Consider the following 13534-nt stretch of genomic DNA (forward strand, 5'->3'; position numbering starts at 1 on the left):
CGTTTATTACGAATGGAACAAATAACTGTTTATAAACCTAAACATAAAGTAAGAATTGTAACTGCTGCTTCACTTTTTGATGGACATGATGCTGCTATAAATATTATGCGTAGAATTATACAATCTACAGGTGTAGAAGTCATTCATTTAGGACATGACAGATCCGTAGAAGAAGTTGTAAACTGTGCAATTCAAGAAGATGTAAATGCAATTGCAATGACATCTTATCAAGGAGGACATAATGAGTATTTTAAATACATGTATGATTTACTGCAAGAAAAAGCAGCTGGACACATTAAAATTTTTGGTGGTGGCGGTGGTGTAATTCTTCCTGAAGAAATCAAGGACTTAATGGATTATGGAATTACACGTATTTATTCTCCAGATGATGGAAGAGAATTAGGTTTGCAAGGCATGATTAATGATTTAGTTCAGCAATCGGATTTTGCACTAGGAGATAAACTTAACGTTACTATTAAAAATTTAGCCAACAAAGAAATTGGAAGTATTGCTAGAGTTATTTCTTCTGCAGAAAACTTTCCTGATGTCGCAAAAGAAACTTTAGATAAAATTCATACAAAAAATAAGGATTCTAAGACTCCTGTTTTAGGAATTACAGGAACCGGTGGTGCAGGAAAATCTTCTTTAGTTGATGAATTAGTTCGTCGTTTTTTAATCGATTTTCCCCAAAAAACAGTTGGTTTAATTTCTGTTGATCCATCAAAGAGAAAAACTGGTGGAGCACTCTTAGGAGATAGAATTAGAATGAATGCTATTAATAACTCTAGAGTTTACATGCGTTCTTTGGCAACTCGTCAATCAAATTTAGCATTGTCTAAATATGTAAATGAAGCTGTACAAGTTTTAAAAGCTGCTGAGTTTGATTTAATTATTTTAGAAACATCTGGTATTGGGCAATCTGACACAGAAATTATTGAACATTCTGATACATCTTTATATGTAATGACACCAGAATTTGGTGCTGCTACTCAATTAGAAAAAATTGACATGCTTGATTTTGCTGATTTAGTTGCCATCAACAAATTTGACAAAAGAGGTGCTTTAGATGCCGTTAGAGATGTAAAAAAACAATATATGCGCAACAATAATTTGTGGCATATTCATATGGATGACATGCCTGTTTATGGCACAATTGCATCGCAATTTAATGATCCAGGAATGAATACTTTGTACAAAAGTATAATGGATAAATTGGTTGAAAAAACAGATGCCGATTTAAAATCATCTATGAAAATTACCAAAGAAATGTCTGAAAAGATATTTGTAATTCCGCCAAAAAGAGTTCGTTATTTATCTGAAATTGCTGAAAGCAATCGATACTACGACGAAAAAGTAAATGAACAAATTATTGTTGCCCAAAAATTATATGGAATTTATCAAACGATTTTATCAATAACAAATTCTCCTATTCAGATTATTAAAACAGGATTAAATGAAGATGAGATTTTAAATCAAGTACAGAATGATGAAAAAGAATTTATTAAATTACTTTTAGCACAATTTGAAAAAGTAAAACTAAATTTTAATCCATTAAATTGGGAAATCATTTTAAACTGGGAAGATAAAGTAAAAAAGTATAAAGACCCTATTTACACATTTAAAGTTCGTGAAAAAGAAATCAAAATAGAAACGCATTCAGAGTCACTATCCCACTCAAAAATACCAAAGGTAAGTTTACCTAAATATCAAGCTTGGGGAGATTTATTACGTTGGAATTTACAAGAAAATGTTCCTGGCGAATTTCCTTATACCGCAGGTTTATATCCGTTTAAAAGAATTGGCGAAGACCCTACAAGAATGTTTGCTGGAGAAGGAGGGCCGGAGAGAACCAACAGAAGATTTCATTATGTGAGTTTGGGCATGGATGCAAAACGTTTATCAACTGCTTTTGATTCTGTTACTTTATACGGTAATGATCCTGGGCACAGACCTGATATTTATGGGAAAATCGGAAATGCAGGTGTTTCAATTTGTTGTTTAGACGATGCTAAAAAATTATATTCTGGTTTCGATTTGAGTCATCATATGACTTCTGTTTCTATGACCATTAATGGCCCCGCACCAATGTTATTAGGCTTCTTTATGAATGCTGCCATTGATCAAAATTGTGAGAAATACATCAAAGAAAACAAATTAGAAAAAGAAATTGAAAAGAAATTCAAAGAAATTTATGATTCAAAAGGATTAGAAAGACCTATTTATCAAGGTAATTTACCAGAAGGAAATAATGGTCTAGGGTTGATGCTTTTAGGCTTAACTGGTGATTTAGTTTTACCTTCTGATATTTATCAACAAATAAAAAAAGAGACTTTAGCACAAGTTAGAGGAACTGTACAAGCAGATATTTTAAAAGAAGATCAAGCTCAAAATACCTGTATTTTTTCTACTGAATTCGCTTTACGATTAATGGGTGATGTGCAAGAATATTTTATCGAAAAGCAAGTAAGAAACTTTTATTCGGTTTCTATTTCTGGCTATCATATTGCAGAAGCTGGCGCAAATCCAATTACGCAATTAGCACTAACATTGTCAAATGGATTTACGTATGTAGAGTATTATTTAAGCAGAGGAATGGATATTAATAAATTTGGACCTAATTTATCTTTCTTTTTCTCAAATGGAATTGATCCAGAATATTCTGTGATTGGTCGTGTTGCTCGTAAAATCTGGGCAAAAGCTATGAAAATTAAATATGGTGCAAATTCTAGAGCCCAAATGTTAAAGTATCATATTCAAACTTCTGGACGTTCTTTACACGCACAAGAAATTGATTTTAATGATATTAGAACTACGTTACAAGCCTTGTATGCAATTAATGACAACTGTAATTCTTTACATACAAATGCGTATGATGAGGCCATTACAACGCCAACAGAAGAATCTGTAAGAAGAGCAATGGCAATTCAGTTAATTATCAACAAAGAATTAGGATTAACTAAGAATGAAAACCCGATTCAAGGTGCATTTATTATTGAAGAATTAACAGATTTAGTAGAAGAAGCTGTATTATTAGAGTTCGATAGAATTACAGAAAGAGGTGGTGTTTTAGGAGCAATGGAAACCATGTATCAACGCTCTAAAATACAAGAAGAAAGTTTGTATTATGAAACTTTAAAACATAATGGAGACTTCCCAATTATTGGTGTAAATACCTTCTTAAGTTCTAAAGGCTCTCCTACTGTTCAACCAGCAGAAGTTATTAGAGCCACTGAAGAAGAGAAGCAATTTCAGATTGAAACTAAAGAATTACTAAATAAAGCAAACCCTAATAAAGTTGTGGAACAAATTGCTATTCTACAAGAAGCTGCCATTCAGAATGAAAACTTATTTGACAAATTAATGGAAGCAACCAAAGTATGCTCTTTAGGACAGATAACAGAAGCTTTATTTAAAGTTGGTGGACAGTATAGAAGAAACATGTAATAAAAGACAATTGTAATATTATGAATAAAGAGCTTATTTTACAACCAGAAACAGAATACCATAGACAAATAGAAATTGAAAAATATCTTGATACTGAACTTACAAATGAATAATACGATTTATTAAATAACTGCACTACTAAAGATGATAGTACAATAATAGTTATTGGTCTTGCGCTAAAATCTACTTACGATTTAAATGTAGCTCGTTTAATGTTTTTAACAGAAAATCCCAACAGAGAATGCCCTTTTAAAGATAGGGCTATAAAAATTGTTGGCAATATAGACAGAAAAAAAGCTTTAGATCGTATAAAAGATATATCTAGTAAAAACCTTTCTGAAGTAGAAGATATTGTAATTGATAGATTATTAAGATACGATTTTATAGAATTAGATTAAACTGCTTATGTATTTCTAACTTAAAAACTCCTTACTTTTTTAAATTATAAACCCACTCAATTTGAGTGGGTCTATCTTTTTTTAATTATCTTTAATTAATAAATTCTCTCTCTTTTTCATCCTCAAATTATTCTCTCTACTAGCTTTTCTACCATTTAAAAAGAATACTATAAAAAGAATCATAACTATACCTAAATAAATTGAAAACCCACCAATTTTTGCACTCAGAGCTTCCACTAAATCTTTATAACTTGACAGGCTGTAAATAGAAATAATTCTTAATGCAAAACCAATATTTAATAGATAGAAACCTATTTTAAAAAGTTTATTGGTTGCCATTGCTATTTCAACTTTTTGACTAAAAATATCTAGCATAAAAATTTTACTATTTTTAAATAAATGTTGTGATACAAATGTTGTTAAACCTATAGCAATTGGTAAATAAATGATGTACGCGATTAACTCTAATGAAATGTTCATAATAATTGATTTTTAATATTAATTTATAATTTCTTAGTCATTATACCTAAGTTGATTTTTTCTCCTTTTGTAAACTTAATCTCTCTAACCATACTCATCTCTTGCCATAAATACTGGCTTCCTTTTAATCTTTTAGTTTGCCTAATTCTTCTTTGAAATGCTCTAAATTCCTTTTCTGTTGCTTCTCTTTTATTTCCTAATTCTCCATATAATTTTATTGCTGGATATTCAGAAAATTTCATTTTAAATAACGATTTAAACCAAAACCACTTATTGCTGTTAACGGCTAAAACACAAATATTTTTATTCTTGATTGAATTTACATTTAACTTTGTTGCAAACTTTTCAAAATAAAAACCCGTTTGATTATTGTTTAAAAATAAAGAACCAATTGGAGTTACTGTTGGTAGATTATCTTCATTTACAGATGCAATTGAAACATGCATATTAGAACCAATAGATTTACTAAAATGTATTCTAATTTTTTGCCAGTTTTCTTTTATGTTGATTTTCATTTTTATTGATTTTTAAAATGTTTATGTATTAAATACACTGCGTAAATGTTGATGAAATGTAAACTTGCAATGATTAGTAAAATATAGCTTAGTCTACTTGAAATTTCTAAAATCAATTCTATAGATGTCTCTATATTTCGCATTGAATGTAAAGTCCAAATTGCTAAACCTATATTTAAGAGATAATATGCAGTTCGTAATAATTTATTGATTCCATTTCCAAAATTGATGTCTTTAGGAAAATAATTCAATAAGTAAACTTTTCCATTTTTGTAGCATAAATTGCCAACTACAATTACGATGTAACTTGATAATAGAATATATAATATGTAGGTTATTAGGTTCATAATTCTTTTTTTATGGATTCAAGAATATATGTCCAAAATATTGATAAAGTAATTGGAGCAAACCAAAAAAATATAATAACTGCATCTTTAAACGTAATGTGCCTTTCAAACTCAAAGAATAAAAAAACACAAAAAAAATATAATCCTACAGATAATAAATATATAAGTATAAGCTTAAAATTCTTAAGTTTCTTATGGTAAAACAATGTTATTAATGAAGAAAAAAATTGGAAGCAACCTAAAGCAAAAGCAATATATAATGAATAAAATAAGTAGCTTGAATCTAGAATTGAAATTAATAACGAGATCATAAAAGGAACTATTATTAATCTATTGAGCCAAGTTAAAATTGAAATATTATTTTTCATAATTTTGTTTATTTTAAAACTTTCAGAAATTTTTGAAAGTTTATATTCAAATTTTTTTACTTTTTCATCACTTTAGTAAAGTTTGACAAAAGCCAATGTTCATCAGCTTTTATAGCCTTATCTAAAATATTATTCACAGAAGTTGTTACTTTAGATAAATCTCCAAGTACTTGTTTAAACTGAGCTGCTTCATCAGAATTTTCATCAACTTGTTGCAACTCTTCCAATACTCTTAAAACTGGTTCTATTTCTCTTTTCTTACGCTCTTTGGTAATTTGTTTAAACAGTTCCCAAATATCTTTATCCGCAACAAAAAATTCTTTACGCTCTCCTACAACAAACTCTTTTTGTACAATACCCCAATCTATTAAAGCCCTAACATTCATGTTTACATTACCTCTAGAAATTTGTAAAGCTTCCATAATATCTTCTGCAGATAATGGCTTTGTAGAAACTAATAACAAAGCATGCACTTGTGCCATTGTTTTATTAACCCCCCAAGAAGTTGCTAAACTACCCCAGGTTTGAATGTATTTTAATTTTGCTTCTTCTAATTGCATAATGCAAATATATAATATATTTTTAAACTTTCAATAATTATTGAAAATAAAATAATATTTTTTTATTGATAAAAAAAAGTATCTTTAATTTAAAAATAATAACAAATGAAAATACTAGGAATAGGATCTAGAATAGAGCATTCAGAATTAGGGGCTGGAGTGGTAACTAACGTAACAAGTAAACATTATTGGGTAACTTTTATAAAAGACGGATTAGAAACTATTGACATTAATAGCAATTTAAAAATTATTGAAGCAGTTGAAGACGAAGTTGATACTATAAGCTTTTATGAAGTTGAAAAATCTTTAAGAGACATTTTAAAGAAATGGTCTGATGTATCTGAAGTTGTTCCGCTTGCTGATAAATGGAAAGGCGGAAAAATAATATTAGAACCCAAAGACAACAATTTATCTTCTAAAGAAATACCTATTGATACCTTTTTTCATAAAATTGTAATGGTTAGAGATAGAGTTAGAGTAATGGAGCAAAAAATAAACGCTAGCAAAACTTTAGAAGATCAAGATAAAATAGATTTGCAGCAATATATTACAAGAATTTATGGTAGCTTAACAACATTTAATGTTTTATTTAAGTTAAAATCTGATAATTTTGTTGGTTCTAAATCAAAATAAAATGCATCTTTTTAACTCTGAATTTGTCTATTCTAGAAAACAATGAGTAACAACCATATTAAAGTTGAATTTAAAAAACAAATACATTTAGGTAAGGCATTATTAAAAGAAAAAAGATATAAAAATGCATTTTATCATTTTGAAAATGCCCATATATTAGGACAGAATCATATTGTTAGACATACAATTAGTCATTATTGGATGTTCATTATTGGTATTAAATCAAAAAACGGAAGAGAAATAATTGGACAGTTTATTAGAATTATAGCCTCTCTCCTTTTTACATTAGTTTGGGTTCCGAAAGGAAATTCCGGAGGTGCAAACATTTCACCTATAAAAATAATGCCTATCAGAAAAGAATTAAAAAAGTATTTTTAATTTGATGCATCTTTTTTAGAAATTAAGTGTCTATTATACGAACTTTAAATTTAATATTATGAAAAATTATAAAAATCAATGTAGTTGTACTTGCGTAGAATGTTTAGATACAAATTGTAAGAATTGTACTTGCGAAAACTGTTCTTGTTCTTCTTGTAACTGCTAGTCATGACAACACAACAAGTTTGGATTTCGTATTCTGAAGATTTAAAAAGATTTATCATCAGCAAAGTAAAAAATTCTGCTATTGCTGATGATATTTTACAAGATACATTTATCAAAATTCATACAAAACTCCATACTTTAAAAGATATTACTAAATTAAAATCTTGGTGTTTTACAGTAGCCAGAAATTCGATTTTAGATTATTGGAAAGCAACAAATCAAACTTTTGAAATTGCTAATTTTGAAAAAGAGACAAAAATATCAGAAAACCTACACACAGAAAAAGATTGCTTAAGAGGCATCTTAAAAAACTTACCAAAAAAATATAGAGACCCACTGTTTTTATCAGATATAAAAGGATTAAAGCAACAAGAAGTTGCAGATCAATTACATCAATCTTTATCAACAACAAAGTCTCAAATTCAACGTGCAAGAAAATTAATTGCAAAAGGTTTTATGGATTGTTGTGGATTTGTGATGAACAAGAAAGGGAATTTAGTTGGTGAGATTCAAGAAAAAAAAGATTGTAAAGTGTGTAGTTAACTAAAACATTATTCTCAATTTCATATATTTAAAAACACTTAATTAAAAAAATCGAGCATTTTTATCTTAAAGATAATTGTATTTTTTTACAACTTACAAAACTTCTTTTTAAATCATTAATTTCTTATTTAGATTGAGTATTTTATTTTAAAGTATCTTTACGATACAAACTTCCCAAAATAAACTAAATTCAACTCATGATTAAAAAAATATTATTGTTGTAAAAAATTAAAATAAAAAAATGACTAAAAATATACCATTATTATTTTTTTTGACTTTAGTTATGCTCTTTTCATTAAATATTTATTCTCAAGATTTGATTCCTTTAAAAGTCAATAATAGTTGGGAATATATTGAAAAAATTAAGGTAAAAGGTAAAATTATTAAAACTAATAAGTTGACCAGTAAAATAGAAAAAATTGTCAATTTCAATAATAAAAAATGGTTTTATATGACTGAACTTGGTTATAATTACATCGTAAGGAATGATCAAAAAGGACAATATGAAATTGATACATTAAGAACTCTAAAAAATGGAGATTTTAAAGAAGTTTTAATGTTTAGAAATCCTAATAAATTAAATATGGATCCTTATAAAGTTTATGAGGAAATAAAAATTAAAATAGATAATAAAAAAACCGTCATAAAAACTGAATTAGGGAAGTTTGAATGTATAAAATATACGATATTTCCTAATGAACAAAATGAAAATGAATTCATTGAATTTTACTTCAAAGAAGGAATTGGAGTAATTTATCACAAATGGGTAGAATATGACAAAATAACCACATGTAAATTGGTTAGGTATGATATCAAATAATGTTTTCAACAATAGCTATAAACAATAAGAGGCTAGTGTCTAACCGAAAGTTTAGTTTACTAAGTCCGTCAAATCATTTATTTCTTATTTAGATACAATATTTATTTTAAAGTATCTTTGGAAACAAACATTCCAAAATAAACTAAATTTAGTTCATGATTAAAAAAATATTATTATTACTCGTATTTACATTCACATTTATAAATTGCGAACAAAGTGAAATTATTGAAACGGATTCTGTTCAAATTTTGGGAGAATGGCAAATGTATAAAGAAGAAAATCTAGAATCTATTATAGATCAATGGACAGGAACAGAATGGACATATGTAGATAAATGGTTTCAAAATACAAGAGAAGATTCGCAAATAATTTTAGAATTTAAAGAAGACGGAACCTTTATAGACCGTTATGCTGATGTAGAAGTAGCAAATGGAATTTGGGGTAAATTAAATGAAAATAATTACTATTTTGATTATGTACAGGAAAATAACAACATAAATGAATCTCTAATAGATAGAAGGCTAATTAAGTTTTTTTGTGATAACACTTACTCAATTGAGATTGAGAATAATGACAGAGTTATATATTACTACAAAAAAATAGATACTACAGAATGCTCTGATGAAATAACTTATAAAGTAACCGATTAAGTAAATTAAAAATTTTGATAAACCTCAATAGATTTATCAAAGAAAAGAACCATAAAATTCATTAATTAAAAGTTATAAATTATTAATACAACTTTGTTATTCCTATTAGGGTAAAAAACTATTTTCACTATAATTTAATTACTTTTACTTTTTAAATTTTTAAAGTGAAAAACAAATCTCTTATAAGCAAAAAATTAGAAGATTTTTACAACAAAGCCTCAGAAGAAACTCGCCTTGAAAAAGGAATGGGAATTTTTGAATTTGAACGTATAAAAGAACTGATAGAAATACATATTTCTAAACCTAAAACTACAATTATTGATGTGGGTGGCGGAACAGGAAAATATAGTGAATGGCTTGCCCAAAAAGGGCATGAAGTTCATTTAATTGAACCTGTTCTAAAACATATAAAACTTGCTGAAAAGAGAGCTAAAAAATTAAAAAATCCGTTTTCAGTTAAAACTGGAGAAGCTAAAAACTTACCTTATAAAAATGAATCTGCAGATTTAGTAATTCTACATGGACCTTTATATCATTTACAAAATAAAGAAGATAGAATTACTGCAATTTTAGAGGCAAAAAGAGTGCTAAAAAAGGGTGGAATTATTTTAGGTTTTGCAATAAATGCAACCTCTTCTACCGTTGTTGGGTTGATGAATGGAATGATACACGCAAACTCTTTTTTTGACATGTGTAAAAAAGAATTGACAACAGGAATACACGATGCGCCCAAAGATTTTCCGTTTCTTTTAGCTGATGCTTTTTATCATAAACCAGAAGATTTAAAAGCAGAGTTTCTAGAACAAAACCTAAACTTTATTAATCTTTTTGCAGTTGAAGGTATGATTTGGTTGGATAACGAATATTTTGCAAATATGTTAGATAAGAAAAAATCGAAGACATTAAAAGCGCTACAAACACTTACTCAAAATGATGAGTATTTGTTACCGTTTAGTCCTCATATGATGATTGCGGTTAAGAAATAGTGGAAAAGATAAAAAGAAAAGAATATTTTTGGAATGTTTGTCAAAACTGTAAAGGTATTGGCAAAAAAAGGAGGAGCGTTCGAAAAAACATTCGCTTAGAGTACGAAAAAGCATTCAAACTATATTTAGAAACAGACAAAAAGGGAATACCGCCTATTAAACCTATAGGACTTTTACAAACTTGCCCTAACTGCAAGGGAACTGGTTTGGTTAAATCTACTTCTAAAGTTATTGTAAACAAAGAAAAATATCCGCACATTGCAATTATTGGTGGTGGAATTGGTGGCGTAGCACTTGCAGTTGCTTGTCTACATCGCGGAATTCCTTTTACGCTTTATGAAAGAGATAATAGTTTTAATCAACGATCACAAGGCTATGGTCTCACTTTACAACAAGCTAGCAAAATTATGTCGGGTTTTGGAATACTATCTTTAAATAAAGGTATAACTTCTACCAAACATATTGTTCATACCACAGATGGAAATATTATTGGTGAATGGGGAATTAGAAAATGGGGACGATCTAATAAAAAAGCATCTCCTAAAAGAACAAACATTCATATTGCTCGTCAATCTTTAAGATTAGAATTACTAAAACAATTAGATGGAAATGATGCTGTAAAATGGGGACATCAGTTATTAAATTTTAGGGAGTCTGAAAACGGCACTATGAATTTAAATTTTTTAATAAAAAATGAAAATATAAATCTAAAAGCAGATATAGTTGTAGGTGCAGATGGTATTAGAAGCTCAGTAAGAAAATTAATTATTGATGAAAATATTACCCCATTACGATACCTAGGTTGTATTGTTATCTTAGGAATTTGCCCATTAGAAGAATTAAAAAATGTTGAAAGTACTTTGCTAGATTCCGCAACAGTTTTTCAAACGGCTAATGGAAACGAAAGAATTTATATGATGCCATATGACTCAAAAACCATCATGTGGCAACTTAGTTTTCCTTTGTCTGAAAAAGAAGCTAAAGAACTAAATAAAAAAGGCCCTAAAGCTCTAAAAAAAGAAGCGTGTAAAAGAACGCAATGGCATGATCCTATTCCTCAAATAATGGCAGCTACGAACCATGCTCTAATTTCTGGTTACCCTGTATATGATCGAGAATTACTAACACCAGATTTATTACAAAAAGAACCAAAAATTACTTTAATAGGAGATGCTGCACACCCAATGAGTCCTTTTAAAGGACAAGGAGCAAATCAAGCCTTATTAGACGCCTTAGCATTAGCAAAAGCCATCACTACAGAATGTAACTCTTTGCCTAGTTGGAAAGAAACTCGAACAAGAAAAAATATTTTATCTTCCTTTGAATCTGAAATGTTAGAACGAAGTGCATCTAAAGTAAAAAGTTCTGCCAAGGCAGTAAATTTATTACATTCTAAAACAGTTCTTGATAAAAGCGATGCCCCAAGAGGTAAAAATCGTAAGAAAAAATAAAAGAAGGCTTCAATGAATAAGTTTCTGATTTATTTGATGATGTTATAAAGAAATAATTAAAATTGTTTCTCTCTTTAATTTCAGATAACTTTGCTAATAAGAAACTAAAATAATTTTGCAACACTTTCAAACATTTAAAACTAATATTTCTGAAATTTCGCTTCCAGAAAAATTTACATTTCCTTTTTATTATCAACCTCATCTTTTAGCAAAAATAGCAACCGAAGAACTACAAGACTATTTAGAAAATCAAACAGATTTTACTCATAATTTTGGATTTGATAAAAAAGATAAAGAACTAGCTATCGGAAAAATGTTTGGGGTTCTGGTTGTAAAAAATCAACAAAATGAACTTGGTTATATTGCTGCTTTTTCTGGAAAACTAGCAGATAAAAGCTTACCTAAAAAGTTTGTTCCTCCAATATTTAATATGAGAACCGAAGGTAGTTTTTATATTAAAGGAGAAAAAGAAATTGAACAAATTGGTGAAGAAATTAGTCTTTTAAAAAAAGATAGAAAGTATTTGTCTTTAAAAAAAACAGTTAAAAAACTAAAAAAAACTATTGATGAAGATTTAGCTTTTCAAAGAAAAAAAATGAAACTTTCTAAGCAAAATAGAAAAATCAGAAAAAGAACTGCAGAAAAAGAATTAAGTTTAAAAGATTTTGAAATTTTAAATAAAACCTTAATTCAAGAAAGTTTTAATCAGCAATTTTTCTATAAAGAATTGTTAGAATATTACGATAACAAGATTAAAAAAAGTAATCAACAATTAATTGATTTTGAGAATAAAATATCAGAATTAAAACAACGTAGAAAGAAAATTTCAGCTAAATTACAGACTACATTATTTGGAAAATATCAATTTTTAAATCAACATAAAGAAAAAAAAGGATTGCTTGCTATTTTTGATAATCCAGCAATAAAACCTCCTGCTGGTGCTGGTGATTGTTCTGCTCCAAAATTATTACAATATGCTTTTCAAAATGAATTAACGCCAATTACAATGGCAGAATTTTGGTGGGGAACTTCGCCAAATTCAGAAATAAGAAAGCACAAAAATTTTTACCCAGCTTGTCAAGGCAGATGCAAACCTATTTTAAATCATATGCTACAAGACATAGAAATGGATGATAATTTATTATTAAAAAATCTGGGCGAAAAACAAGAACTTGAAATCATTTTTGAAGATGATGTTATTATTATTGTAAATAAACCTGCTGAATTTTTATCAGTACCTGGAAAAGAAATTACAGACTCTGTGTATAGTAGAGTTAAAGAAAAATACCCAACTGCAACTGGGCCTTTAATTGTACATCGATTAGATATGTCTACCTCAGGAATTTTAGTTTTAACAAAAACAAAAGAAGCTAATAAAATTGTTCAAAGTCAGTTTATAAAGAGAACCATAAAAAAGAGATATGTTGCTTTATTAGATGGGAATCTATCAGAAAATTCAGGTACTATAAATCTTCCTATGCGTTTGGATTTAGATGACAGACCAAGACAGTTGGTAGATTTTACTCACGGTAAAAATGCAAAAACCAAATGGAAAGTTATTGAAAGAGAAGACAATAAAACACGAGTTCACTTTTTTCCAATTACGGGTAGAACTCATCAATTAAGAGTGCATGCAGCTCATAAAGAAGGTTTAAATGCATCTATTATTGGTGATGATTTGTATGGAAAAAAACAAAACAGATTGCATTTACATGCTGAGTTTATAGAGTTTGTGCATCCAACAACAAATAAATTAATTAGTTTTACTGTTAAAGCCAAATTTTAAAAATAGAAAC

General features: G+C 28.2%; 14 protein-coding genes. 10 read left to right on the forward strand and 4 right to left on the reverse strand.

Annotated features, from left to right (window positions below):
• Nucleotides 1-12 precede the first annotated feature (12 nt).
• Nucleotides 13-3444 (forward strand): methylmalonyl-CoA mutase family protein, encoded by a 3432-nt coding sequence (locus tag Q0733_RS11290; RefSeq protein WP_298782348.1) that lies wholly within the window; start codon nt 13-15, stop codon nt 3442-3444.
• Between the two features lie 212 nt (nt 3445-3656).
• Nucleotides 3657-3842: a hypothetical protein gene (locus Q0733_RS11295; RefSeq protein ID WP_298782349.1), complete on the forward strand. Its 186-nt coding sequence runs from the start codon at nt 3657-3659 to the stop codon at nt 3840-3842.
• Between the two features lie 81 nt (nt 3843-3923).
• Here the strand turns inward: Q0733_RS11295 and Q0733_RS11300 are convergent, their stop codons facing one another.
• The 4 genes from Q0733_RS11300 to Q0733_RS11315 all read right to left on the reverse strand — a co-directional run bounded on the left by Q0733_RS11300 (nt 3924) and on the right by Q0733_RS11315 (nt 6112).
• On the reverse strand, nt 3924-4322 hold the full coding sequence (locus tag Q0733_RS11300) for a hypothetical protein (RefSeq protein WP_298782350.1): 399 nt from the start codon (nt 4320-4322) through the stop codon (nt 3924-3926).
• Nucleotides 4323-4345: 23 nt separating this feature from the next.
• Nucleotides 4346-4837, reverse strand: a complete 492-nt coding sequence (locus Q0733_RS11305; RefSeq protein WP_298782351.1) for a hypothetical protein — start codon at nt 4835-4837, stop codon at nt 4346-4348.
• A gap of 2 nt (nt 4838-4839) precedes the next feature.
• Nucleotides 4840-5184, reverse strand: coding sequence for a hypothetical protein (locus Q0733_RS11310; protein WP_298782352.1), 345 nt, complete (start codon nt 5182-5184; stop codon nt 4840-4842).
• A 424-nt stretch (nt 5185-5608) separates the two neighbouring features.
• Entirely contained in the window at nt 5609-6112 is a 504-nt protein-coding gene (locus Q0733_RS11315; RefSeq protein ID WP_298782353.1) for a MarR family transcriptional regulator, read from the reverse strand.
• Nucleotides 6113-6217: 105 nt separating this feature from the next.
• Between Q0733_RS11315 and Q0733_RS11320 the strand changes: the two genes are divergently transcribed.
• The 8 genes from Q0733_RS11320 (at nt 6218) to Q0733_RS11355 (ending at nt 13524) form a co-directional block, all read left to right on the forward strand.
• Nucleotides 6218-6745, forward strand: a complete 528-nt coding sequence (locus tag Q0733_RS11320) for a hypothetical protein (protein WP_298782354.1) — start codon at nt 6218-6220, stop codon at nt 6743-6745.
• Nucleotides 6746-6787: 42 nt separating this feature from the next.
• Nucleotides 6788-7123, forward strand: coding sequence for a DUF3703 domain-containing protein (locus Q0733_RS11325; RefSeq protein ID WP_298782355.1), 336 nt, complete (start codon nt 6788-6790; stop codon nt 7121-7123).
• A 168-nt stretch (nt 7124-7291) separates the two neighbouring features.
• Nucleotides 7292-7831: a sigma-70 family RNA polymerase sigma factor gene (locus Q0733_RS11330; RefSeq protein WP_298782356.1), complete on the forward strand. Its 540-nt coding sequence runs from the start codon at nt 7292-7294 to the stop codon at nt 7829-7831.
• Between the two features lie 241 nt (nt 7832-8072).
• Nucleotides 8073-8651 (forward strand): hypothetical protein, encoded by a 579-nt coding sequence (locus tag Q0733_RS11335; protein WP_298782357.1) that lies wholly within the window; start codon nt 8073-8075, stop codon nt 8649-8651.
• Between the two features lie 155 nt (nt 8652-8806).
• Complete coding sequence (locus tag Q0733_RS11340; protein WP_298782358.1) at nt 8807-9301, forward strand: hypothetical protein; 495 nt, start codon at nt 8807-8809, stop codon at nt 9299-9301.
• Nucleotides 9302-9465: 164 nt separating this feature from the next.
• Nucleotides 9466-10287: a class I SAM-dependent methyltransferase gene (locus Q0733_RS11345; RefSeq protein WP_298782359.1), complete on the forward strand. Its 822-nt coding sequence runs from the start codon at nt 9466-9468 to the stop codon at nt 10285-10287.
• A complete protein-coding gene (locus tag Q0733_RS11350; RefSeq protein WP_298782360.1) occupies nt 10287-11738 on the forward strand; it encodes an FAD-dependent monooxygenase in 1452 nt (483 codons plus the stop codon). The genes Q0733_RS11345 and Q0733_RS11350 overlap by 1 nt, the downstream gene beginning before the upstream one ends.
• Nucleotides 11739-11853: 115 nt before the next feature.
• Nucleotides 11854-13524 carry an RluA family pseudouridine synthase gene (locus Q0733_RS11355; RefSeq protein WP_298782361.1) on the forward strand — a complete coding sequence of 557 codons (1671 nt, stop codon included), beginning with the start codon at nt 11854-11856 and terminating at the stop codon, nt 13522-13524.
• Nucleotides 13525-13534: the final 10 nt, after the last annotated feature.

It is taken from the genome of uncultured Polaribacter sp., assembly GCF_947500975.1.
Lineage (GTDB): Bacteria > Bacteroidota > Bacteroidia > Flavobacteriales > Flavobacteriaceae > Polaribacter.

Coding starts and splice junctions, on each gene's coding strand:
- Q0733_RS11290 (WP_298782348.1), top strand. CDS start 13: ATGGAACAAATAACTGTTTATAAACCTAAACATAAAGTAAGAATTGTA.
- Q0733_RS11295 (WP_298782349.1), top strand. CDS start 3,657: ATGTTTTTAACAGAAAATCCCAACAGAGAATGCCCTTTTAAAGATAGG.
- Q0733_RS11300 (WP_298782350.1), bottom strand. CDS start 4,322: ATGAACATTTCATTAGAGTTAATCGCGTACATCATTTATTTACCAATT.
- Q0733_RS11305 (WP_298782351.1), bottom strand. CDS start 4,837: ATGAAAATCAACATAAAAGAAAACTGGCAAAAAATTAGAATACATTTT.
- Q0733_RS11310 (WP_298782352.1), bottom strand. CDS start 5,184: ATGAACCTAATAACCTACATATTATATATTCTATTATCAAGTTACATC.
- Q0733_RS11315 (WP_298782353.1), bottom strand. CDS start 6,112: ATGCAATTAGAAGAAGCAAAATTAAAATACATTCAAACCTGGGGTAGT.
- Q0733_RS11320 (WP_298782354.1), top strand. CDS start 6,218: ATGAAAATACTAGGAATAGGATCTAGAATAGAGCATTCAGAATTAGGG.
- Q0733_RS11325 (WP_298782355.1), top strand. CDS start 6,788: ATGAGTAACAACCATATTAAAGTTGAATTTAAAAAACAAATACATTTA.
- Q0733_RS11330 (WP_298782356.1), top strand. CDS start 7,292: ATGACAACACAACAAGTTTGGATTTCGTATTCTGAAGATTTAAAAAGA.
- Q0733_RS11335 (WP_298782357.1), top strand. CDS start 8,073: ATGACTAAAAATATACCATTATTATTTTTTTTGACTTTAGTTATGCTC.
- Q0733_RS11340 (WP_298782358.1), top strand. CDS start 8,807: ATGATTAAAAAAATATTATTATTACTCGTATTTACATTCACATTTATA.